General features: G+C 38.7%; 18 protein-coding genes. 15 read left to right on the top strand and 3 right to left on the bottom strand.

What is annotated here, in order from left to right:
- The first annotated feature begins 802 nt into the window (after positions 1–802).
- The 11 genes from sdhC to ACF8D3_RS11575 all read left to right on the top strand — a co-directional run bounded on the left by sdhC (position 803) and on the right by ACF8D3_RS11575 (position 13,656).
- Positions 803–1,204, top strand: coding sequence for a succinate dehydrogenase, cytochrome b556 subunit (sdhC, locus tag ACF8D3_RS11625; RefSeq protein WP_023014208.1), 402 nt, complete (start codon positions 803–805; stop codon positions 1,202–1,204).
- Positions 1,204–1,569, top strand: a complete 366-nt coding sequence (gene sdhD, locus ACF8D3_RS11620) for a succinate dehydrogenase, hydrophobic membrane anchor protein (protein ID WP_004876948.1) — start codon at positions 1,204–1,206, stop codon at positions 1,567–1,569. The genes sdhC and sdhD overlap by 1 nt, the downstream gene beginning before the upstream one ends.
- A gap of 12 nt (positions 1,570–1,581) precedes the next feature.
- Positions 1,582–3,477 carry a succinate dehydrogenase flavoprotein subunit gene (gene sdhA / locus ACF8D3_RS11615; RefSeq protein WP_004876946.1) on the top strand — a complete coding sequence of 632 codons (1,896 nt, stop codon included), beginning with the start codon at positions 1,582–1,584 and terminating at the stop codon, positions 3,475–3,477.
- A 14-nt stretch (positions 3,478–3,491) separates the two neighbouring features.
- Positions 3,492–4,202 (top strand): succinate dehydrogenase iron-sulfur subunit, encoded by a 711-nt coding sequence (locus ACF8D3_RS11610; protein WP_004664446.1) that lies wholly within the window; start codon positions 3,492–3,494, stop codon positions 4,200–4,202.
- Between the two features lie 694 nt (positions 4,203–4,896).
- A complete protein-coding gene (locus ACF8D3_RS11605; RefSeq protein ID WP_061392654.1) occupies positions 4,897–7,737 on the top strand; it encodes a 2-oxoglutarate dehydrogenase E1 component in 2,841 nt (946 codons plus the stop codon).
- Positions 7,737–8,927 carry a 2-oxoglutarate dehydrogenase complex dihydrolipoyllysine-residue succinyltransferase gene (odhB, locus tag ACF8D3_RS11600; RefSeq protein WP_005227096.1) on the top strand — a complete coding sequence of 397 codons (1,191 nt, stop codon included), beginning with the start codon at positions 7,737–7,739 and terminating at the stop codon, positions 8,925–8,927. The genes ACF8D3_RS11605 and odhB overlap by 1 nt, the downstream gene beginning before the upstream one ends.
- A 60-nt stretch (positions 8,928–8,987) precedes the next feature.
- The gene (lpdA, locus tag ACF8D3_RS11595) at positions 8,988–10,421 is read left to right on the top strand and encodes a dihydrolipoyl dehydrogenase (protein WP_061516954.1); all 1,434 of its coding nucleotides are present in this window, start codon (positions 8,988–8,990) and stop codon (positions 10,419–10,421) included.
- 137 nt (positions 10,422–10,558) lie between these two features.
- Positions 10,559–11,725: an ADP-forming succinate--CoA ligase subunit beta gene (gene sucC, locus ACF8D3_RS11590; RefSeq protein ID WP_004640348.1), complete on the top strand. Its 1,167-nt coding sequence runs from the start codon at positions 10,559–10,561 to the stop codon at positions 11,723–11,725.
- Positions 11,726–11,737: 12 nt separating this feature from the next.
- Complete coding sequence (gene sucD / locus ACF8D3_RS11585; protein WP_003655479.1) at positions 11,738–12,628, top strand: succinate--CoA ligase subunit alpha; 891 nt, start codon at positions 11,738–11,740, stop codon at positions 12,626–12,628.
- A gap of 195 nt (positions 12,629–12,823) precedes the next feature.
- Positions 12,824–13,300 (top strand): DUF6985 domain-containing protein, encoded by a 477-nt coding sequence (locus ACF8D3_RS11580; RefSeq protein ID WP_392471623.1) that lies wholly within the window; start codon positions 12,824–12,826, stop codon positions 13,298–13,300.
- 20 nt (positions 13,301–13,320) lie between these two features.
- Positions 13,321–13,656: a hypothetical protein gene (locus ACF8D3_RS11575; RefSeq protein ID WP_392471621.1), complete on the top strand. Its 336-nt coding sequence runs from the start codon at positions 13,321–13,323 to the stop codon at positions 13,654–13,656.
- A 59-nt stretch (positions 13,657–13,715) separates the two neighbouring features.
- On the opposite strand, the gene ACF8D3_RS11570 is transcribed toward ACF8D3_RS11575, so the two are convergent.
- From ACF8D3_RS11570 to trpS, 3 genes are all read right to left on the bottom strand, one after another.
- Complete coding sequence (locus ACF8D3_RS11570; RefSeq protein WP_023014213.1) at positions 13,716–15,425, bottom strand: flotillin family protein; 1,710 nt, start codon at positions 15,423–15,425, stop codon at positions 13,716–13,718.
- 29 nt (positions 15,426–15,454) lie between these two features.
- Entirely contained in the window at positions 15,455–16,099 is a 645-nt protein-coding gene (locus ACF8D3_RS11565) for a YqiJ family protein (RefSeq protein ID WP_061396671.1), read from the bottom strand.
- A gap of 404 nt (positions 16,100–16,503) precedes the next feature.
- Entirely contained in the window at positions 16,504–17,517 is a 1,014-nt protein-coding gene (gene trpS / locus ACF8D3_RS11560) for a tryptophan--tRNA ligase (protein WP_004876928.1), read from the bottom strand.
- Between the two features lie 164 nt (positions 17,518–17,681).
- On the opposite strand from trpS, the gene ACF8D3_RS11555 reads away from it, so the two are divergent.
- From ACF8D3_RS11555 to ACF8D3_RS11540, 4 genes are all read left to right on the top strand, one after another.
- Complete coding sequence (locus ACF8D3_RS11555; RefSeq protein ID WP_392471618.1) at positions 17,682–18,605, top strand: DUF808 domain-containing protein; 924 nt, start codon at positions 17,682–17,684, stop codon at positions 18,603–18,605.
- A gap of 35 nt (positions 18,606–18,640) precedes the next feature.
- Positions 18,641–19,534, top strand: a complete 894-nt coding sequence (locus tag ACF8D3_RS11550) for a neutral zinc metallopeptidase (protein ID WP_312101907.1) — start codon at positions 18,641–18,643, stop codon at positions 19,532–19,534.
- A 280-nt stretch (positions 19,535–19,814) separates the two neighbouring features.
- Positions 19,815–21,314, top strand: a complete 1,500-nt coding sequence (locus tag ACF8D3_RS11545) for a sodium:proton antiporter (protein WP_136456944.1) — start codon at positions 19,815–19,817, stop codon at positions 21,312–21,314.
- 713 nt (positions 21,315–22,027) lie between these two features.
- Positions 22,028–23,244, top strand: a 1,217-nt coding sequence (locus tag ACF8D3_RS11540) for a BapA prefix-like domain-containing protein (RefSeq protein ID WP_392471614.1), incomplete at its 3' end; no start/stop codon positions are given.

Raw genomic sequence — 23,244 nt, 5'->3', positions numbered from 1 at the left:
CTACTAGAATTTTGTCAATTATACTTAGGGATAAAAAATGACGTTCTTAAAGTCAATGAGTCATTCAGTATCAACGAAAAAATTGAGTAAAATCACAGCACCGGTCGAGTATAATATGTCAAATCAGGTTTTAGGTGCATAAAAAAAGTGAAGCGCCAGTACAATTGTAAGTAAATTTTTTATCTCGGCATCTTTTGCCAATGACTGATTAATTTATATAAAAAGCCTGAAACCCTATATATCTCACGGCTTAGATTTAATTAAATATTAAAATTTAATCAAGAGTAGAGAAGTCTTGGTTGTTATTTGACTCATTGTGGTGCGATCAACTGGTTAAAAAATAACAGGTGGTTTTTTGGAAGTTTAACTTTTTTAAATAATTTATCAGGTATTTATATTTAATATATAAATGTGGGGTATTCTTTTTGGCTATGTCATTAAACATTCAAATTTAACCTTTATATGGTTATGTCAGTCGACTTTTTTAGGTTTTTTATAAAGATTTTTTTTGCTACTTAATTACTTATCGAGTAAATAGATAAATAATTTTTATTATAAAAAACAGTGGTATATTTTTTTTTGTGGGTTGAATTCATAATGTTGATTTTGAAAGTTTTTGTGAATGATTCTTATTTATTGATTTTTTAGACTAAAGCGAAAGCTGATTGTTTGTATTTTGATATTTCACGTTTTATAATTCGGTGTCGTTATATAGGTTAGGCATGTGCTGTGCTTGCCTAACAATGCCAGCTTTCCTTTGAATTAATTCAAACAAACTCCAGTTGGAGTTTCTACCTACAGGATGCCCGCTGTGAAAAGCAACAGACCTGTCAATTTGTCCATGGGTCAGGTGTTAGCGGTAAATTTACGCTCACCCGTGGCTATTGCATCAATTCTACACCGTCTATCAGGTGTAATCGTTTTCTTATTAGTCGCAGTTCTTTTATGGATTTTGGATAAATCTTTATCTTCACCAGAAGGATTTGACTACGTTAAAAATGTCGTTTTCGGAAATATCCTTGTACGTTTCATCGTATGGGTATTTGTAGCAGGTTTAATTTTCCACTTTATCGCAGGGATCAAGCACTTGCTTGCTGACATCGGTTTTGCTGAAGAATTACAAAGCGGTCGTATCGCAGCTACAATTTCATTGATCTTGTCTGCGGTTGGTATTGTCGCAGCATTCGTATGGATTATGTTCTGATGAAAAGTGCTACAGGTTTAACAGGTTCAGGTTCTCGCGATTGGTATATCCAGCGTGTCAGTGCTGTAGTGTTAGCTGCATACACTGTTGTTATGTTCGGTTGGATCCTTTGTAACAGTGGATTTGGTTACGAACAATGGGCAGGCTTTATGCTGACATTGCCAATGAAGATCTTTTCTTTATTAGCAGTATTATCGCTCGTTGCACATGCTTGGATTGGTATGTGGCAAGTCTTTACTGATTATGTAACGACTCGTCAAATGGGTCCTTCAGCTTCAGGTTTACGCCTTGTACTTACTTCTGCTGTCATTATTTCAGTGATCGTGTACGCAATCTGGGGTATCCAGATTTTCTGGGCAAATTGATAGGAAGAGATCATGGGCGCAATTAACCCTAAAGAAGATTATTCAAATATTCAAAACCTCACTTTCGACGCTGTTATTGTTGGTGGTGGTGGTTCTGGTATGCGCGCTGCTTACCAACTTGCTCAAGCTGGTTTAAAAGTTGCGGTATTGACCAAAGTATTCCCAACACGTTCGCATACAGTTGCCGCTCAAGGCGGTATTGGTGCGTCGTTAGGAAACATGCAAGAAGATAACTGGCACTATCACTTTTATGACACGGTTAAAGGTTCTGACTGGTTAGGCGATCAGGACGCAATCGAGTTCATGACGCGTGAAGCGCCAAAAGTTGTTTACGAGCTTGAACACTTAGGTATGCCTTTTGACCGTAACGAAGATGGTACGATCTATCAGCGTCCGTTCGGTGGTCACTCTGCAAACTACGGTGAAAAAGCTGTTCCACGTGCTTGTGCTGCTGCTGACCGTACGGGTCATGCATTGCTCCATACTTTGTATCAAAGCAACGTAAAAATGGGTACTCAGTTCTACGTTGAATGGATTGCACTAGACTTGATCCGTAACGAAGCGGGTGATGTTCTTGGTGTGACTGCAATTGACCAAGAGACTGGTAACATTGCCGTATTCCAAGCGAAAGCGACATTGTTTGCTACTGGTGGTGCTGGTCGTGTTTATCGTGCATCAACCAACGCTTATATCAACACTGGTGACGGTCTTGGTATGGCTGCTCGTGCTGGTATTCCATTACAAGATATGGAGTTCTGGCAGTTCCACCCAACGGGTGTTGCGGGCGCAGGTGTATTGTTGACTGAAGGTTGTCGTGGTGAAGGTGGTATCCTTCGTAACAAAGACGGCGAACCATTCATGGAACGTTATGCTCCAACTTTAAAAGACTTGGCACCACGTGACTTCGTATCACGTTCAATGGACCAAGAGATTAAAGAAGGTCGTGGCTGTGGTCCTAAAGCGGATTATATCTTGCTTGATATGACTCACTTAGGTGCTGAGACGATTATGAAACGTCTTCCATCTGTATTTGAGATTGGTAAGAAGTTCGCAAACGTTGACTGTACTAAAGAACCAATTCCAGTAGTACCAACAATCCATTATCAAATGGGTGGTATTCCGACGAATATTCATGGTCAAGTTGTTGTACCACATGGTGTTGAAGAGGGTGAATTCTCTGCTCACTATGATAAAGATACTAAAGAGTATTCTTATAAAGGTACGCGTGATTATGTGAAACCTGTAAAAGGTTTCTACGCGATTGGTGAGTGTTCTTGCGTATCTGTACATGGTGCAAACCGTTTAGGTACTAACTCATTACTTGACCTTGTTGTATTTGGTAAAGCAGCTGGTGAGCACATTATCGACTATGTAACTAAGCATCATGGCGATGATTATGCACCGCTTCCAACTGATGTATTGGTTAACACGTTAGCGCGTATCCGTAAGCTTGATGATTCAACGACGGGTGAAAATGCACAAGAAGTTGCTGATGCAATCCGTGATATCGTTCAGGATCACGCTGGTGTATTCCGTACTCAAGCATTGCTTGACAAAGGCGTGAAAGAAATCCTTGCGATTGAATCGCGTGTTCGTAACATTCATTTGAAAGACAAATCTAAAGTATTTAACACAGCGCGTGTTGAAGCATTAGAAGTTGAAAACTTATATGAAGTTGCGAAGGCGACTCTGATTTCGGCTGCTGCTCGTAAAGAATGTCGTGGTGCGCATACAGTTGTTGACTATGAGTTAGCACCTGATCACCCAACTTATTCTTACGGTCGCCGTGATGATGAGTGGATGAAACATACATTATGGTATTCATCAGACAACCGTCTTGAATATAAACCAGTACGTTTCAGTCCATTAACGGTTGAAGCAATTGAACCTAAACCACGTACATTCTAATCGGGAGAACAAAGATGAGTAGAGGCACTCGTACATTCGAAATCTACCGCTACGATCCTGATAAGGATAAAGCGCCGTATATGCAAACTTTCAAACTTGAGTTAACAGACAAGCATCGTATGTTGCTTGACGCGTTACTTGCGTTGAAAGTGCAAGATGAATCATTAACATTCCGTCGCTCTTGCCGTGAAGGTATTTGTGGTTCGGATGGTGTGAACATCAATGGTAAAAATGGTTTAGCGTGCTTGTGGAACTTGAACGATTTACCAGAGAAGATTGTGATCCGTCCTTTACCTGGTTTACCAGTTGTAAAAGACTTGGTTGTGGACATGAACCAGTTCTATGATCAATATGACAAGATTCAACCGTTCTTGATCAACAATCAGCCAGCACCAGCGAAAGAGCGTTTACAGTCTCAAGCAGAACGTGAACACTTAGATGGTTTATATGAATGTATTCTTTGTGCATGTTGTTCAACTTCATGCCCATCATTCTGGTGGAACCCTGATAAATTCTTAGGTCCATCTGCATTGTTGAATGCATATCGTTTCATCATCGATTCTCGTGATACAGCGACTCAAGAGCGTTTGGCTCGTTTAGATGACCCATTCTCTCTATTCCGTTGTAAAGGCATCATGAACTGTGTATCAGTATGTCCAAAAGGGTTAAACCCAACGAAGGCAATTGGTCACATTCGTAACATGTTGTTGGATCAAGCTGGTTAATTCAGTTTGTTTCTGGAAACGGGAGTTTCGTAAGAAACTCCCGTTTTTTATTTGATGATTTTTATGAATTGACGTGCTTGATTATTGTTTTAATCATTGCTGTTGATTGTTAAAACTGATTGAAAAATTTATGGAGTTTGTTTTTTGATCGGTGTGCTTAGCATTTGTGCGAGATTTGTAGAGAATCTTTAACTTTGGTCGATAAGAGTGCAACTTTTATAAAAAGGGCGTTATATTAGAATATAATTTGATGTGTGTATTTCGCTGATTTATGGATGGTATGTGTCAAAAAAATCAATCCAAGCTTGATTACATGTTAGCATTTGTGCCAGTAACTGAAAGCAAAAAATCAGTATATTCTTGCGTTTAGATTGGGAATATCTGTGACTGATTTATGCAGATTATTCGGTAAAAGTCAATTTAGAAAAGTTAAAAATTTATTTAATTTTTCTAAAATGATTTGCAAAAAATTGCTCGATGTCGTCGAGTATAAAAGATGAGTTATGTGCCTTAAATTGCTGGGTGTATAGCTCATTTGTTACATCAAAGGGAATACTCCTGATGTGTAGTGATAATGTCCTAGGGTTGGATAACCTTGGGTAGTAGTGTCTTGTTACCAATTTGGCACTATGAATCATGGGTGTGCTTAAAAGGCAACCTGTATTATTTTTTGCAATAGGAAATGGGTCCAAAAATGCAAGAAGTTGCTGACGCATTGCGTCTTGACACTGAACTTTCCGCTGATAGTGCAGCGTATATTGAAGAGCTTTACGAACAGTACCTAGCATCACCAACCTTAGTGTCAGAGGATTGGCGAGAATATTTCGATAAATACCCTAAGGGTGACCAACCACACGGTAGTGTGCGTGAGCAATTCCTCTTATTGGGTCGTAATGCAAACAGAGTTCAACCTGTTGTACAAAGCACTGTCAGTACAGAACATGAGCGTCGCCAAATTGGTGTATTACAATTAATCGCCGCTTATCGTAATCGTGGTCATCAAAAAGCTAAATTAGATCCATTAGGTCTCGCTAAACGTGAAGACGTTCCTGATTTAGATTTGTCTGCTCATAATTTGACTAAATCTGATTTGGATACCGTATTCAATACAGGTAACCTTGCAATTGGTAAAGCAGAAGCAACATTGTCTGAAATGGTTGAGGCAATGGAGGCAACTTACTGCGGTTCTATCGGTGCAGAATATATGCACATCGTTGACACTAAAGAAAAGCGTTGGATTCAACAACGTTTAGAAGGTGTTCGCGGTAAATTTGGCTATACCAATGATCAGAAAAAAGGTTTCTTAGAGCGTTTAACAGCTGCGGAAGGCCTAGAAAAATATCTTGGTAACAAATTCGTTGGTGCGAAACGTTTTGGTGTGGAAGGTGGAGAATCTTTCATTCCAATGATGAATGAAATCATTCAACGTGCTGGTGCTGTTGGTTGTAAAGAAGTTGTGATTGGTATGCCACACCGTGGTCGTCTCAACCTTCTTGTGAATATCATGGGTAAAAACCCAGCTGACCTTTTCGGTGAGTTCGAAGGGAAGAGCCTACATAAGAAAGGTTCTGGTGACGTTAAGTACCACCAAGGTTTCTCTTCAAACGTAATGACTCCAGGTGGCGAAGTTCACTTAGCATTGGCGTTTAACCCATCTCATTTAGAAATTGTTGGTCCAGTTGTAGAAGGTTCTGTTCGTGCACGTCAAGTTCGTCGTAAAGACATTGGTGGTGACGACGTTCTTCCTGTAATTGTTCATGGTGATGCTGCTTTTGCTGGTCAAGGCGTAAACCAAGAAACGTTCCAAATGTCGCAAACACGTGGTTACACAGTGGGCGGTACGGTTCATATTGTGATTAACAACCAAGTTGGTTTCACAACGTCTGATCCACGCGATACACGTTCTACAGAATATTGTACTGATGTAGCGAAAATGATTCAGGCTCCGATCTTCCATGTGAATGGTGATGATCCTGAAGCTGTAATTTTTGCGACTCAAATTGCACATGATTTCCGTCATGAGTTCCGTAAAGATGTCATCTTAGACTTGTTCTGTTATCGTCGTCGTGGCCACAACGAAGCGGATGAACCATCTGCGACTCAACCATTGATGTATCAAGTCATCAACAAGAAAGCGACTACACGTACTTTATATGCTGATCAATTGGTACAAGAAAAAGTACTTGATCGTGCAAGTGCTGATGCAATGATTGAAGGTTATCGCTCTGACTTAGAAGCAGGTAATCATGTTGCAAATGCATTAGTTCGCGAACCAAACAAGAAAATGTTTGTTGATTGGTCTCCGTACTTAGGTCATGAATATACTGACGTTTGGGATACAACATTCAAGCTTGATCGCTTAAAAGAACTTGGTAAAACGATGAATACATTACCAGAAGGTTTTGTATTACAACGTCAAGTACAAAAAGTGATTGATGATCGTATCAAAATGCAAACTGGTGAAATGCCATTGAACTGGGGTGCAGCTGAAACTTTAGCGTATGCAACTTTGTTAGATGATGGTTTCCTTGTTCGTATTACAGGTGAAGACGTTGGTCGTGGTACATTCTCTCATCGCCATGCGAAATTACACAACCAAGTCGATGGTTCTGTTTATATTCCGCTTTGCCATATTAAAGAAAACCAACCACGTATTGCTGTTTATGACTCTTTGTTGTCTGAAGAAGCTGTTCTTGCATTTGAATATGGCTACTCAACAACATTGCCGAAGAGTTTGATTGTTTGGGAAGCTCAATTTGGTGACTTCGCGAACTGTGCGCAAGTTGTAATTGACCAGTTTATCGCTTCGGGTGAAACCAAGTGGGAGCGTGTTTGTGGTTTAACAATGTTGTTACCACATGGTTATGAAGGTCAAGGTCCAGAGCATTCATCTGCACGTTTAGAGCGTTTCTTACAGCTATGTGCTGAAGACAATATGCAGGTGATGACTCCAACGACTCCAGCGCAAATCTTCCACGCGTTACGTCGTCAAGCAGTTCGTCCAATTCGTAAGCCAATGATCGTAATGTCACCAAAATCATTGTTACGTCATAAACTTGCGACTTCTACTCTGGATGAGTTAGCAAACGGTACATTCCAAACTGTGATCGATGAAATTGATCCAATCAACAAAGCTGACGTAACTCGCTTAGTACTTTGTGGTGGTAAGGTTTATTACGATTTACTCGAAAAACGTCGTGAGCTTGGTTTAAGCAATACTGCGATCGTTCGTGTAGAGCAATTATATCCGTATCCGCAACAACGCTTAGCTGAGGTTATGGCTCAGTATCCGAATATTAAAGAACTTGTTTGGGCACAAGAAGAGCCGAAGAACCAAGGCGCTTGGTTATTCATCGTTCCTCGCTTGTACGAAGACGTTCTTAAATCTGGTAAACAAATTAGTATTAGCTATGCTGGTCGTGAAGCATCTGCCGCACCTGCTTGTGGCTCACCGTACTTGCATGCAAAACAACAAGCTCAGCTTATCAATGACGCACTCGCGATTGAAGTTGAACAATCAGGAGATTCTAAATAATGGCAACCGAAATTAAAGCACCGGTATTCCCAGAGTCAGTTGCTGACGGCACGATCGCTACTTGGCACAAGAAAGTAGGTGAACCTGTATCACGTGATGAAGTGATCTGTGACATTGAAACCGATAAAGTTGTTTTAGAAGTGGTTGCTCCAGCTGATGGTAGCTTAGTAGCAATCATCAAAGATGAAGGCGATACCGTTCTTTCTGATGAAGTAATTGCACAATTCGAAGCTGGTGCTGTTTCTGCAGCTGCTCCTGAAGCTGCTGCACCAGCAGAAGCGGCTCCTGCTGCGTCTGCACCTGCGGCTGCTGCATCAACTCAACCTGTTGATCAAAACCAAGCGCCTGCGGTTCGTAAAGCATTATCTGAAACTGGTATCAATGCTGCTGATGTACAAGGTACAGGTCGCGGTGGTCGCATCACTAAAGAAGATGTTGCAAACCATAAACCAGCTGCTTCAGTTCAACCATTAAGCGTTGCTGTTGGTGAGCGTATTGAGAAACGTGTTCCAATGACACGTTTACGTAAGCGTGTTGCTGAGCGTTTATTGGCGGCTACACAACAAACTGCAATGTTAACAACGTTCAACGAAGTTAACATGAAGCCAATCATGGAAATGCGTAAGCAATATAAAGATGCTTTCGAAAAACGTCATGGTGCTCGTTTAGGCTTTATGTCTTTCTTTGTTAAAGCTGCAACTGAAGCGTTAAAACGTTACCCAGCTGTAAATGCATCTATTGATGGCGACGATATCGTTTATCACGGTTTCTATGACATCGGTGTAGCAGTTTCTTCTGATCGTGGTCTAGTTGTTCCTGTACTTCGTGATACTGACCGTATGAACTATGCAGAAGTTGAAAACGGTATCCGTGACTATGCTTTCAAAGCACGTGACGGTAAATTGGGTATCGAAGATATGACTGGCGGCACGTTCACAATCACGAACGGTGGTACTTTCGGTTCATTGCTTTCAACACCTATTTTAAACCAGCCACAAACAGCAATCTTGGGTATGCATAAAATCCAAGAGCGTCCTATGGCAGTAAATGGTCAAGTTGAAATCTTGCCAATGATGTACTTAGCGCTTTCTTATGACCACCGTTTAATCGATGGTAAAGAAGCTGTAGGTTTCTTAGTAACAATTAAAGAATTGTTAGAAGAACCAGCTAAACTCATTCTTGATCTTTAATACTACAAATATTAGCTCCCGTATAAAGTAGTTCCTTTATATGGGAGTTTGGAGATAAAAATGTCTCAACAATTTGATCTTGTTGTTATTGGTGGCGGACCTGGTGGTTATGAAGCAGCAATCCGTGCTGCACAACTTGGTTTCAAAGTTGCTTGTATCGAAAAACGTATTCACAACGGTAAACCATCTCTAGGTGGTACGTGTTTAAACGTTGGTTGTATCCCTTCTAAAGCATTGCTTGACTCTTCTCACCGTTATGAAGCTACTGTTCACGAACTTGCTGAACACGGTATCACGACTGGTGAAGTTAAATTTGATTTAGAAACTTTGTTGGCACGTAAAGACAAAGTTGTAGATCAGTTGACTGGTGGAGTTGCTCAATTACTTAAAGGTAATGGTATCGAGTGGTTACAAGGTACGGGTAAATTACTTGCAGGTAAAAAAGTAGAATTCACACCGTTTGAAGGTGATGTACAGGTTTTAGAACCTAAATACGTAATCCTTGCAACGGGTTCTGTGCCTGTAAACATTCCAGTAGCACCTGTTGATGAAGACTTAATTGTTGACTCTACTGGCGCATTAAAATTCCCAGAAGTTCCTAAGCGTCTTGGTGTGATTGGTGCGGGTGTTATCGGTCTAGAGCTTGGTTCAGTATGGCGTCGTCTTGGTTCAGAAGTTGTTGTGTTTGAAGCATTAGATGCATTCTTACCAATGGCAGACAAAGCATTGGCAAAGGAATATCAAAAAATCTTGAAAAAACAAGGTTTAGATATTCGTATCGGTGCGAAAGTTTCTGGTGCTGAAACGAATGGTCGTGAAGTAACAGTTAAATATAACCAAGCTGGCGAAGACAAAGAACAAGTTTTTGACAAGTTAATCGTATGTGTAGGTCGTAAAGCATATGCAGAAGGTTTATTGGCAGAAGATTCTGGCATTAAACTCACTGAACGTGGTTTAGTTGATGTAAATGATCAGTGCCAAACATCTGTTGAAGGTGTTTATGCGATTGGTGACTTGGTACGCGGTCCAATGCTTGCACACAAAGCAATGGAAGAGGGCGTAATGGCAGTTGAACGTATTCACGGTCATGCTGCTCAAGTAAACTACGACACAATCATCAGCGTTATCTATACACATCCAGAGGCAGCTTGGGTTGGTTTAACTGAAGAACAAGCAGCTGAAAAAGGTCACGAAGTTAAAGCTGGTCAATTCCCATTTGCGGTGAATGGTCGTGCATTAGCTGCGGGTGATACTGCTGGTTTTGTTAAATTCGTTGCTGATGCGAAAACAGATCGTCTTTTAGGTATGCACGTTGTGGGTCCTAATGCATCTGATATCGTACACCAAGGTATGATCGCGCTTGAGTTTGTTTCTTCTGTTGAAGACTTACAGTTGATGACTTTTGGTCATCCAACATTCTCAGAAGTTGTACATGAAGCAGCGCTTTCTGTAGATGGTCGTGCAATCCACGCGATTCAACGTAAGCGTAAATAAAACATAAAGTGTGGTTCGCCACACTTTTTTGAATGAAGATGATTGTCTTATTTAGGCAATCATTTATTCAATATGTAGCAGTCTGGTTTTAAGAAAATCTAGGCTGTATCACTACAAACAACATAGTAGGTAACTAAATGAACTTACATGAGTATCAAGCTAAAGCATTATTGAAAGAATATGGCATGCCAGTACAAGAAGGTATCTTGGCAACAAATGCAGACGAAGCCGTTGCTGCATTTGAACAGCTTGGTGGTAAATTCGCAGTAATGAAAGCGCAAGTTCATGCTGGTGGTCGTGGTAAGGCTGGCGGTGTTAAAGTTGCAAAATCAAAAGAAGATGTAATCGAATTCGCTAACAACATCATTGGTACTCGTTTAGTAACGTATCAAACAGATGCAAATGGTCAACCAGTTAACAGCATCATCGTGGCTGAAGACGTTTATCCGGTTGAGCGTGAGCTTTACTTAGGCGCGGTTGTAGACCGTTCTAGCCGTCGTATTACTTTCATGGCTTCTACCGAAGGTGGTGTAGAAATCGAGAAAGTTGCGGAAGAAACTCCAGAAAAAATTATCAAAGTTGAAGTTGATCCTTTAGTTGGCTTACAACCATTCCAAGCACGTGAAGTTGCATTTGCTTTAGGTTTGAAAGACAAGCAAGTGAGCCAATTTGTAAAAATTATGGGCGCTGCTTACCAAGCATTTGTAGAAAATGACTTTGCATTATTTGAAATTAACCCACTTTCAGTTCGTGAAAATGGTGATATTTTATGTGTTGATGCGAAAGTAGGTATCGACTCTAATGCGCTTTACCGTTTGCCTAAAGTTGCTGCTTTACGTGACAAATCTCAAGAGAATGAGCGTGAATTAAAAGCATCTGAATTTGACCTTAACTATGTTGCTTTAGAAGGTAACATTGGTTGTATGGTTAACGGTGCTGGTCTTGCAATGGCAACAATGGACATCATTAAACTTTATGGTGGTCAGCCTGCAAACTTCCTTGACGTTGGTGGCGGTGCAACTAAAGAACGCGTAATCGAAGCGTTCAAAATCATCCTTGCTGATACTTCTGTACAAGGTGTTTTAATCAACATCTTTGGTGGTATCGTACGTTGTGACATGATTGCTGAAGCAATTATTGCAGCAGTTCAAGAAGTAAATGTAACTGTACCAGTTGTTGTTCGTTTAGAAGGTAACAACGCTGAGTTAGGTGCTAAATTACTTGATGAATCAGGTTTGAAATTAATTTCTGCGAACGGTTTATCTGATGCCGCAGAAAAAGTTGTAGCTGCAGTTAAAGCGTAAGGAGTATCAATCATGAGCGTATTAATTAATAAAGACACTAAAGTATTGGTACAAGGTTTTACTGGTAAAAACGGTACTTTCCACTCTGCACAAGCTTTAGACTACGGTACAAAAGTTGTTGGTGGTGTTACTCCAGGTAAAGGTGGTACAACTCACCTTGACTTACCAGTATTCAACACAATGAAAGAAGCTGTACGTGAAACAAATGCTGATGCATCTGTAATCTATGTACCAGCTCCATTCGTTTTAGACTCAATCGTTGAAGCGGTTGATTCAGGTGTTGGCCTAATCGTTGTGATCACTGAAGGTGTTCCAACGATCGACATGCTTAAAGCAAAACGCTACTTAGAAACTAACGGCAACGGTACTCGTTTAGTTGGTCCTAACTGCCCAGGCGTGATCACTCCGGGTGAATGTAAGATCGGTATTATGCCTGGTCACATCCACCAACCAGGCCGTATTGGCATTATTTCACGTTCAGGTACATTGACTTATGAAGCTGTTGCTCAAACAACTAAGCTTGGTTTAGGTCAGTCGACTTGTATCGGTATCGGTGGTGACCCAATCCCAGGTATGAACCAGATTGAAGCGCTTCAATTGTTCCAAGATGATCCAGATACTGATGCAATCATCATGATCGGTGAGATCGGTGGTACTGCGGAAGAAGAAGCTGCTGAATTTATCAAATCTAACGTGACTAAGCCTGTTGTTGGTTACATTGCTGGTGTAACTGCACCTAAAGGTAAGCGTATGGGTCACGCTGGTGCGATCATTTCTGGTGGTCAAGGTACTGCTGAAGAGAAATTCGCTGCGTTTGAACGCGCGGGAATGGCTTACACTCGTAGCCCAGCTGAGCTTGGTTCTACAATGTTGCAAGTTTTAAAAGAGAAAGGTTTAGCGTAATTCGTTAGATTTTAATCTTTAAAAAACCCCAATGGAGACATTGGGGTTTTTTATTAGAGGAATCTTGTCTAGCAAATTCACATTTAATTTGTGAAGGAATAGCCATGATAAAATATTTAATGTGGTTGTTTTTTGATAAATTTAAATCTTAATAAGAAAGTAATTGAGTTATACATCTAATTTCAGGAACGTTATATGGAATCGATTACGGGTATATCATTGGAAGGGATTGAGCCAGATGAATATGGCAGATATATTATTCCTTATGTCAGTGAAATTTTCGAAAAAGAAGTCACTTTAACTATTCCTACTGAAAGTGGAGTGATTGAAGAGTGGCAATTAAATCTGGCTTATCAATTTTGTGAAAAAGAAAAAGAACTGAAAGAACAGATCTTTGAAAGTATATTGGCTTACTATCACGACTGTTTGGTAGATTTAAAAGCTCAGTTCGGTGAAAATTTTGCCCATCTCGTTCCCTCAGTAGAAAACGCCTCTCAACTTAAAGAATTATTGACTTCTGTTGGCATTTACATTGGGGAATTAGAGCCACAAGATGAGGCTATTGGTTTACTTTTTGAGTGTTCATGGGAGCCAGAACATGGGCTAGGAGTATTAATCAACAATTGGGAAGTTAAAGAAGTAAGCCATCAAGATATTGCATTTACAATTTAACTAGAAGTTTAAGTGAAATAATGAAAGCTAAACAGGAAATATTTGATCTGCTTAGTTTGCTCAAGGTATTTGATGCAAACTATGTAAGCGATGAAGATTGTTTAAAGCTGCATGCTTTGGATGTAAACCATGCTGAGGATGTTATTACTGCTGTAAAGGCGTTACTTTTGCCTGAGTTAAATACATACTCTCAGGTTGTACAGCAACGACTAATCACTCTAATCCATGCAACAATTTTGGATTCTAGTGAAGACTTTATTGCGCTCTTTGATCGTATTGAACTTGTATTTGATAATGAAATTATTGATAAACGTGCTTTTATGTCTGCTTTATTGGCTGGGATTGAGTGTTTTTAATAATTTGTCTTGTTCCATTTTAATGCAATGGGACAAGACAATTCTGCAAAAAATTTATATTACTCAGTTTTAGGTTTTAACCCTTGAGTCAAACCATTGATATCGCCACCTTGTAGGCCAAGTTCATTCATTAAGCTATCAATCAAAGGCGCTTGCGAACGATAGCGTAGGGCACTATTCACGACTTGGTCAGATAAAGATGCTTGACCATTTTCTGCAACTTCTCCAGATGCACTGCTTCCACCTGCAAAACCATTTAAACCATTCACTTGGAGAATTTTAATATCATCGATATTTTCCATTGGTTTAACGCTTTCACGGATGATTTCAGGCAAGTGTTTGAGCATTGCTAAACGAACTTGCATTTCAACCTGTTCAGCAGAAAGTGTATTCGCTGCTTCATTGACTGCACGCGCACCTTCAGCATCAACTTGGTATTGTTTTTCTAAAGCTTGTGCAAGCAATACTTTCGCATCTGCTTCACCTTTTGCTTTTAAGCGAACTTTCTCAGCTTCAGCTTCAGCAGCAATACGGATTGCTTCAGCTTCATCGGCAGCCGCTTTCTTACCAGCATCAGCTGCAACGGTAATCGCAATCGCATCTTTTTCCGCTGTTTGTTTGGCAGCAACCAACTCAACTGCTTTTTGACGTTCTGCACGTTGAGTTTCACGTACAGTCACAACTTCTTCTTCTGCTTTTACTGCTTCTGCACGAGCTCTGTCAGCTTGTGCTTTGGCTTCTGATTCAGCACGAGATTTTTCTGCAATTGCAATCGCACGATCTTGTTCAGCAAGTTCAATAGTTTTCTTCTGCTCAACTTGAGCTTTTTCAATGAGCTGTGATTTTTGAATATTTTCATTCTCGACATCACGTGCAGCAGCAATTCTTTTCAAATCGACTTCACGTTCTGCGGCAATACGTGCTTCTTCTGCTTCACGTTTTTTTCCAGCCTCTTGGGATGCGATCTCAGCAAGTTGCTCGGCTCTACGAATCGAAATTTCACGTTCTTGTTGCAGTTTTGCGTATTCTTCTTCACGAGAAATTTCTAATCTTCTACGTTCTGCTTCTAAATCTTTCGCACGAATCGCAAGATCAGTATCTTGTTCGATGTCATTACGCTTCTTACGACGGTCTTCGATAGTTTCTGTAAGTTTAGTCAAACCTTCAGCATCAAAAGCATTTTGTGGATTGAAGAATTTAAAGCTTGTTTGATCTAAACCTGTAAGAGAAACTGTTTCTAGTTCTAAACCATTCTTTGATAAATCTTCAGAGACAACTTGTTGAACTTTTTGTACGAAGTCAACGCGCTTCTCATGTAACTCTTCCATAGCCATCTCAGCTGCTACAGCACGAAGTGAGTCGACAAATTTACCTTCAACTAAGTCTTTTAGTTCTTGAGGAGACATCGTTTTTCTACCTAATGTTTGAGCAGCAGTCGCAATAGATTCACCTGTAGGCTTAACACGGACATAGAACTCAGCCATCACATCGACACGCATACGGTCACGGGTAATAAGTGCTTGATCTGCTGCACGTTTAACTTCTAAGCGTAAGGTATTCATATTTACAGGAATAATTTCATGTAAAACTGGCAGTACAATTGCACCACCATTCAGAATCACTTTTTCACCACCGAAGCCAGTACGAACAAAAGAAACTTCTTTACTAGAACGTGTATATAAGCGGGCAACAATGACCCCAATAAAAATTAATGCAGCAAAGATAACGCCTGTGATTATTAAAATCTCAGTGAGCGCTGAGTTAAACATTTAAAGACCCTCGTGTAATAAATATAAAATTAACTAGCAATAGCTTGAAAACCAATTTTGGTTCTTTGTGTCAAAATAACATCTTGTCCTTGTTGGAAAACAATATCCTGCTCTGGTTCAACTAATACATAGTGTGTTTGACCAAATTGATCTTTCACTTTGGCTTGAGCAGGGGAGTTTGGTCGAGCTTCACCTAAAACGATGTGAGCAGTTCGACCAATCAGATCATCAGTATATATGGCTGTCGTTTCATCTTTAGGAATAATTTTAGAAATAAGTGCTGCACTGAAACGCACTATAGGCATTGATAGAAATAAGCATGCAGGCGCAATAATCCATGCAGAAAGATAGTGTTCAGTAACATTAAAGAAAATATCTTGAATAATTAAGCCTGTTAGCGCATAGACAGTGAGAAAAATGATTAACCAAACGAGAAGAGGGACTTTTCCTAGATATAGCCACTCTAATAGTTGAGTAAATAAGTTCTCAGGTTGATCAATCGAAACATCTGCATGATCAACATCAGTTAGACTATCTGGTAAAAATTGATCTATAAAACTGCTACTTCCACCAAATAACAATAAGATCACTTCAAGCATGCCAATAAACAAGCACAGCAATAACGCAATGCTGAAAACTATGTTTGACGGGTGTATTAATAAATCCCAAATCATGAGTCGTTCTCTTATATTTTTCTAAAAATATTTATAAAAATAAATTGCTTATAAGAGTAATTGTATCAAGTGTAAAATTCAACCTATTACAGACATATTCTTTAGGCGAAAAAAAACGCAATGATTGGGGTTGTCATTGCGTTGAACAACGAATCTGTTTAAAACAGTTTCGGTTGAAAGGAGAAATGTCATGAGATTAGTGTTACCTAACCTACATCGCTATATTATAAAAAAACCTGACTAAGTTCATAGGTATTCATGTTAACTACTGTTAATAGATGTTAATAAGTGACAAAAATTGTTAGTAACTGGATTTTTTATAAAGTTCCTTAATTAAACTTAAATCAATGGTTTAAATAAAAAAGCCCAACAAGTGGGCTTTTTTAGAGTAAAAGTAACGTAAATTAGAATTTAAATAAGCCTAATCCATCTTTTACTTCATCTAAAGTTTGCTGCGTGATATTACGACATTTTTCTGTACCTTGTTTAAGTACATCCATAATGTAATCAGGATCTTTTTCTAATTCAGCACGACGTTCGCGAATAGGTGTAATTAATTCTTTTAACACACCTTCAAGACGCTTTTTCACTGTGCCATCACCTAAACCACCGCGGCGATAATGTGCTTTTAATTCTTCAACTTCTTCTTTATTCGGATCAAAGGCATCAAGGTAAGTAAATACGATATTGCCTTCAACTTGACCTGGATCTTCAATACGTAAATGGTTTGGATCGGTGTACATAGCATTGACTGCTTTCTTGATATCTTTATCAGAAGCATTTAACACAATTGTATTGCCTAAAGATTTAGACATTTTTGCTTTACCATCGAAACCAGGTAAACGCCCCATATTTGAGAGTAAAGCCTTACATTCAGGTAAAAGATCATGTCCGATTTGGCGGTTTACACGACGGACTACTTCATTGGTTTGTTCAATCATTGGAATTTGATCTTCACCAACAGGCACAACAGTTGCTTTAAATGCAGTAATGTCAGCAGCTTGAGCGACTGGATAGCATAAGAAACCTGCTGGAATATCGCGCTCAAATCCACGCATTTGAATTTCAGATTTAATGGTTGGATTACGTTCTAAACGTGCAACAGTCACAAAGTTAAGATAAAGCATTGTGAGCTCATTCAGTGCAGGCAAGCATGACTGAACGCAAATTGTTGTTTTAGTTGGATCAATACCAACCGCTAAATAATCTAAAGCAACTTGAAGAATGTTATTACGAACTTTATCTGGATTGTCAGCATTATCAGTCAGTGCTTGGGCATCTGCTAATAAAAGATGTTGATGATGACTGTCTTGTAAACCTACACGAGAACGTAATGAACCAACAAAGTGGCCAAGGTGAAGTTGTCCAGTAGGGCGGTCGCCTGTCAAAATGATTGGACGTTGATCAGCATTACTCATGATATGTTCCAAGATTCAGTTATTTCATAAATATATAGATTGGCATTATTGTACGGGAAATAAATTTTTTTCGTCAGCGCTTGCTTCAACTTTTATTAAAATAATGTTGTGAAATTATTGAGTAATTCTACAATAGCCAGATAAATATAAACTAGGAAATAAAAATGGCGAGTGGTTTATTACTGTTACTAGATGATATTGCAACAGTTTTAGATGATGTTGCAGTCATGAGTAAAATGGCAGCAAAGAAAACGGCTGGTGTATTAGGTGATGATTTAGCTCTCAACGCCCAACAAGTCAGTGGTGTTCGTGCTGATCGTGAACTTCCTGTGGTGTGGAGTGTCGCAAAAGGCTCATTTGTTAATAAGCTTATTCTTGTCCCATTAGCACTTTTAATTAGTGTTGTCGCATCTTGGTTGATTAATCCATTATTAATGCTTGGTGGTCTGTTTCTATGTTATGAGGGCGTAGAAAAGGTTATACATTCTCTCTACCATAAAAAAGCCAAAACACCAGAAGAAGCGAGTGAAGAGCTACAGGAAGTCGAAGTTGACCTAGCAAAATTTGAAAAAGAAAAAGTAAAAGGTGCGATTCGTACAGACTTTATTTTATCTGCTGAAATTGTGGTGATTTCGTTAGGTACAGTTGCATCAGCAGCATTTATGACTAAAGTGACAGTATTGAGTATTATTGCGATCGTCATGACCATTGGTGTTTATGGCTTTGTTGCAATGATCGTTAAGATTGATGATTTAGGTTTATATTTAACACAACAAGTATCTGAATTTAAAAATAAAATTGGGCGTGGTTTACTGGCTTTTGCACCAGTTTTAATGAAAACATTATCTATTGTTGGTACGGTTGCGATGTTTTTAGTGGGGGGAGGTATTATTAGTCATACCATTCCACTGTTACATCATTTCACTGAAGAAACTGTCGATCATTTAGAACTGATACCAAGTTTTGGTTCGATTATTGGCGCATTAACCCCGACATTAATCAACTTAGGTGTTGGTTTTGCGGCAGGTATCATTGTGCTGCTTATTGTTAGTTTAATAAAAAAAGCATGGCCAAAAGCTAAAGCATAAAATAAACCGTCATCATCATAAATTGGAGAATAGATATGCGTTGGAAAGGTCGTAGAGTGAGCACCAATGTCGAAGATCGTCGTGGTGGTGGCGGAGCAAAAGCGGGTGGTATTAGTATTATTGGTTTAGTTGTGGCATTTGTTGCATGGAAATTCTTCGGAGTTGATCCTCAACAGGCTTATCAAGCCACACAAGCAGTTACAAATGCACAATCAGCTCAACAGGGAAGTGAGCCGCAAAATATGACTGACGATCAGAGAGAAGCACGAGACTTTGTCGGTACTGTGCTTGCGGATACAGAGGATACTTGGACGCCTGTATTTCAACAGCTTGGTATGACTTATAAACCACCAAAACTGGTTTTATTTAATGGTGTTGTTCGTTCAGGTTGCGGTACTGCTCAAGCAGCAATGGGGCCATTTTATTGTCCAGCAGATCAAAAAGTTTATATCGATACTTCATTTTTTAAAGATATGCGTCAGCAGATGGGAATATCTGGAGAGCAAAATCAAACTGAACTTTCTAGACAAGATCAAGCTGGAGATTTCGCTCAAGCTTATGTGATTGCTCATGAGGTTGGTCATCATATTCAAAATTTATTAGGCATTTCAGGGCAAGTACAACAAGCTCGTTCGCAAGCAAGTCAATCCGAGGGCAATCAACTCTCAGTTCGCTTAGAGTTGCAAGCTGATTGTTTTGCTGGAATTTGGGCACATCAAAATCAGCAACGGACTCAATTCTTGGAGCAAGGTGATATTGAGGAAGCCATGGATGCAGCTGAAAAAATTGGTGATGATTATTTACAGCGTCGTGCTACTGGGCAAGTCGTACCAGATAGTTTTACTCATGGTACAAGTGAACAACGTATGCATTGGTTTGAGCTAGGACTTAAATCGGGTGATATTAATCAGTGTAATACATTCAAATAAGCAGAGCCAAAGGTGTTCTGCTTTTGATTTCCATACCGAAGTTATACGAATAAAAAAATAAAAGTTCAGTAAAATAATTGTCATAAATACTGAACTTAGATGATGTGTCTATCTATAGACTCATATTTGTTATTTCAATAAGAACTAAGATGTCTTAGATAAAAACTCTACTTCAGTAATTGACAGTAAATAAATTGATGAGTTACGAATTCCACCGCGAAATCCAAACAGTTTGATTTGGAAAAATCGTTGTGCGTGATAAGTAATAACAAGGGGTAGTATGGGTAATTTTTTTCTTTTACAAGCTTTGACTGCTGTTTTTACGCTTTCAATTGCCACTACTATCTTCAATAAGCGCGTACTTGGATTTCCACAAGCAATTGGTGTACCCATTGTCTCAGCAATTTTTGTCTTCATTTTACAATGGGGTGCAAGTCTACTGAATGGTAATCAATTTATTACGATTAATATTCACAATATTGAATCGGCTGTACGTGAAATTGATTTCTATGACTTCCTCATCAATGGCGTTATCTGTTTCATTCTTACTTCTTCTGCATTGAAGTTTAAAATTTCTGATCTTAAAAATTATTGGAAACCAATCAGCATCTTGGCGACTATTGCACTAGTTTTGTGTGCAGTTATTTATGCTGGTCTACTTTATTTGTTCCAATGGGTGGTAGGTTATTCAGTGCCAATGTCAGTGCTTTTATTACTCGGTGCTGCTTTAGGTGCAACTGATCCGATTGGAATCAAAGGAGTTTTGAGTTCTATTCGAGCGCCACATCATCTAATTGTTAAGCTTGAAGGTGAATCATTATTTAATGATGCAATGTGTATTGCTTTATTCATGACTTTGCTGAAAGTTTTACAAGGTGAGCATTTCTCTCTATTGGCAACGATTGAAACTTTGCTATACGAGATTTTTGTCGCTGTCATCATTGGCTTTGCGTTTGGTTTCGGTATTTTGCGTCTCTTACGCGGAAAGCACGAAATGGAGTCTCTGATTCTAACGACTGCATTACTAGCGAGTGGATCTTACTTGGTCGCATTATTTGCACATGCATCTGCACCAATTGCTTGTGTGATTGGCGGATTGATTGTTGGAAATAAATGGCAAGAGTTTAGAGAACAACGCGAGATTAGAGAGGTCAATCATTTTTGGCATGCTGTAGAAGGGATCATAAATTCTTTTTTATTCACCTTAATAGGTTTAGAGCTCTTTATCCTTGATCTAAGTGCCAATTTAATTATTGGTGGAATTATTGCCTTTCTTATTTTGCACTTGTCACGCTTTGCTGCAAATTTTGCAGCATTTGCACTGTTTCCGTCATTCAGAAATAAAAGCTATAACGGCAGTTTAACGATTCTTTCATGGGGTGGTGTGCGTGGAGGAATTTCGCTTGCTTTGATTCTCGCTGTTGCGAATGTACCTGCACTCAGTCCATATAGCAGTATTTTAATTGGATATACATTTATCAGCGTATTACTGTCTGGTGTGGTTTGTGGGCTTGGCTTACCTGCGGTAATGAATGCATTTTATTTTAATCCCAATGAAGAAACAGAAGGAGTAAAAGGCTTCTATCAACGTCTCTGCAATAAAATGAACAGACGCGGCTTTAAATATATTGTGAGCGAAGATGAAAGTGGAAAAGAGTCTATTAAAATCTATAATCCAGAACGAATAACAACAATTAAGTCTGATGATGAATTGACAGAAATTTACCATCCGGAAAAAGTTAAAGAGGTTGAACGACTTCAGAATCCCCAAAACTTTTAATTAAAATTAACAGGTTCTTATTTGGAATTTTTAATAAATTTATTTCTGTTTTAAAGCTTACTAAACAGTAAAATGGTTATTTTGGTTCTTTAATTGAACTTGTTTAATTCTAGTATAATTAATTATTGGTTTTACTTAATCTAAATTAATTAAAAATAAGTATAACTGATATTTTTGATTTAAGTCTTTAGTCTATGTTTTTATCTTTATTCCTTATGGTTTATTTATTGTAAATCAATAAATCTGATATTTAGTGTAACAAAATGATAATTGTACATTAAATACAATTTAATAAACACATGAAGGTTTTTAGATTTAGCTATCCTGTAAATGAATAATATTTTTTAAAAAATTTAATAAATACAACTGATTAATTTTATTTTGAAATAAATTTTTTACTGGCTAATAAATTATCTTTATAATATATGGATTTTTAAAGTATAGGCTAATCATGATTTTTTTGGTCATTTTATTAATGTCTTTATTGTTTAAGAAAAATAAATTATTTAAATAGTTTTATTTATAAAACGTTAGGTTGTAAAACTTTATTGACCTTTTTTCTATGATGATGTTGTCATTTTTGTAAAGTTTTTTTGTGATGTGTTTAACAAAAGTGAATTTTAATTTAGATTTTAATAGGTATAGGAAATGATTAATAAACCAACCAAATATACATACACAAGAATTATTAAATAATCAGAGGAATAACGACCATGTCTGAAATCCAAATAATTTCTAAGGAAAGTCATAAAACCCTTTCTAATACAATGGAAAATACTACAACTCTACCTTCTGAGCCTGCTGTAGTATTAATTAAGGTTCCGTTAAAGGATATTGTCGTAATTAAAAAAGACGGTTTGAATGCAATTGTTTTTTTAAAAAATGGAGAAACAATTGTTGTTCAAAATTTCTTTAGTGAAAATAGTAATATTGATAATAGTCTTGTTATACAAGATGAAAACGGTCAGTTAGTTTGGGCTAAATTCAAAGAGGGTGAAAGTGACGCGGATGCAGACGCGGATGCAGATGCAGATGCGGATTCCGACAATGAAGGTGCTGTTTACTTAGAAGAAACACCAGCAGCTCTTCCTGAAGTTGTTGAAGCACCAGTATCTGATGTAATTTTTCAACCTATCCAATCTATAGAACCACTTTTATACAATGATGCATCAATGAGCCCATGGTTGTGGGCTATTCCTTTGGTTGCTGGCGGTATTATTGCTGCTGCTAGTGGCGGTGGAAGTGATAATAACAATAATAATAACGGTGATACGACACCACCAAATACAGACAATGTTGGTTTTACAGTTGATTCTGTGACTGATGATAATACTTTGAATGCTGCTGAATCGGCAGGTGATGTAACCATTACTGGTACTTTAACGAACATTCCTTCAGATGCTGCTACTACTGTTGTCACTGTAATTGTGAATGGTATGAGTTATTTAGCAACTGTTAATCCTGCCAATGGCACATGGAGCGTTGTGGTTCCAGGTAGTGGATTATTAGCTGATAGCAATAAAATAATTGAAGCGAATGTTAAGTTTACTGACGCTGCTGGCAATAGTAGTACGGTTACTGATACGCAAAGCTACTCTGTTGATGTCGATGCTCCGAATGCTCCGGTGATTAACCCAATTAATGAAAATGATCCAATTACAGGTACAGCAGAACCTGGTTCAACGGTGACTGTGACCTTCCCTGATGGGAGTACAGTGCAAGTTGTCGCTGGACCAGATGGTAGCTGGACAGTAGATAATCCTGGGTTAAATGATGGTGATCAGGTTACAGCAACAGCGACGGACCCAGCAGGTAATACATCAGATCCTGCAACAGCAACAGTAGATGGTTTAGCCCCAGCTATTACCATTGATGATATTATTACCAATGACAATACGCCTGCATTAACAGGTACGGTGAATGACCCAAC

Source organism: Acinetobacter sp. YQ_14 (assembly GCF_043102985.1).
Lineage (GTDB): Bacteria > Pseudomonadota > Gammaproteobacteria > Pseudomonadales > Moraxellaceae > Acinetobacter > Acinetobacter venetianus.
Note: the sequence above shows the minus strand (reverse complement) of the source record. Positions and strands in the feature narration are given on the sequence as shown.

Bases quoted from the DNA above. Each gene is read 5' to 3' on its own strand.
- ACF8D3_RS11545 (WP_136456944.1), top strand. From the start codon at position 19,815: ATGGGTAATTTTTTTCTTTTACAAGCTTTGACTGCTGTTTTTACGCTT.
- ACF8D3_RS11565 (WP_061396671.1), bottom strand. From the start codon at position 16,099: ATGATTTGGGATTTATTAATACACCCGTCAAACATAGTTTTCAGCATT.
- ACF8D3_RS11555 (WP_392471618.1), top strand. From the start codon at position 17,682: ATGGCGAGTGGTTTATTACTGTTACTAGATGATATTGCAACAGTTTTA.
- ACF8D3_RS11570 (WP_023014213.1), bottom strand. From the start codon at position 15,425: ATGTTTAACTCAGCGCTCACTGAGATTTTAATAATCACAGGCGTTATC.
- sdhD (WP_004876948.1), top strand. From the start codon at position 1,204: ATGAAAAGTGCTACAGGTTTAACAGGTTCAGGTTCTCGCGATTGGTAT.
- trpS (WP_004876928.1), bottom strand. From the start codon at position 17,517: ATGAGTAATGCTGATCAACGTCCAATCATTTTGACAGGCGACCGCCCT.
- lpdA (WP_061516954.1), top strand. From the start codon at position 8,988: ATGTCTCAACAATTTGATCTTGTTGTTATTGGTGGCGGACCTGGTGGT.
- ACF8D3_RS11580 (WP_392471623.1), top strand. From the start codon at position 12,824: ATGGAATCGATTACGGGTATATCATTGGAAGGGATTGAGCCAGATGAA.
- sdhA (WP_004876946.1), top strand. From the start codon at position 1,582: ATGGGCGCAATTAACCCTAAAGAAGATTATTCAAATATTCAAAACCTC.
- ACF8D3_RS11610 (WP_004664446.1), top strand. From the start codon at position 3,492: ATGAGTAGAGGCACTCGTACATTCGAAATCTACCGCTACGATCCTGAT.
- ACF8D3_RS11605 (WP_061392654.1), top strand. From the start codon at position 4,897: ATGCAAGAAGTTGCTGACGCATTGCGTCTTGACACTGAACTTTCCGCT.
- sucD (WP_003655479.1), top strand. From the start codon at position 11,738: ATGAGCGTATTAATTAATAAAGACACTAAAGTATTGGTACAAGGTTTT.
- sdhC (WP_023014208.1), top strand. From the start codon at position 803: ATGCCCGCTGTGAAAAGCAACAGACCTGTCAATTTGTCCATGGGTCAG.
- odhB (WP_005227096.1), top strand. From the start codon at position 7,737: ATGGCAACCGAAATTAAAGCACCGGTATTCCCAGAGTCAGTTGCTGAC.
- sucC (WP_004640348.1), top strand. From the start codon at position 10,559: ATGAACTTACATGAGTATCAAGCTAAAGCATTATTGAAAGAATATGGC.
- ACF8D3_RS11575 (WP_392471621.1), top strand. From the start codon at position 13,321: ATGAAAGCTAAACAGGAAATATTTGATCTGCTTAGTTTGCTCAAGGTA.
- ACF8D3_RS11550 (WP_312101907.1), top strand. From the start codon at position 18,641: ATGCGTTGGAAAGGTCGTAGAGTGAGCACCAATGTCGAAGATCGTCGT.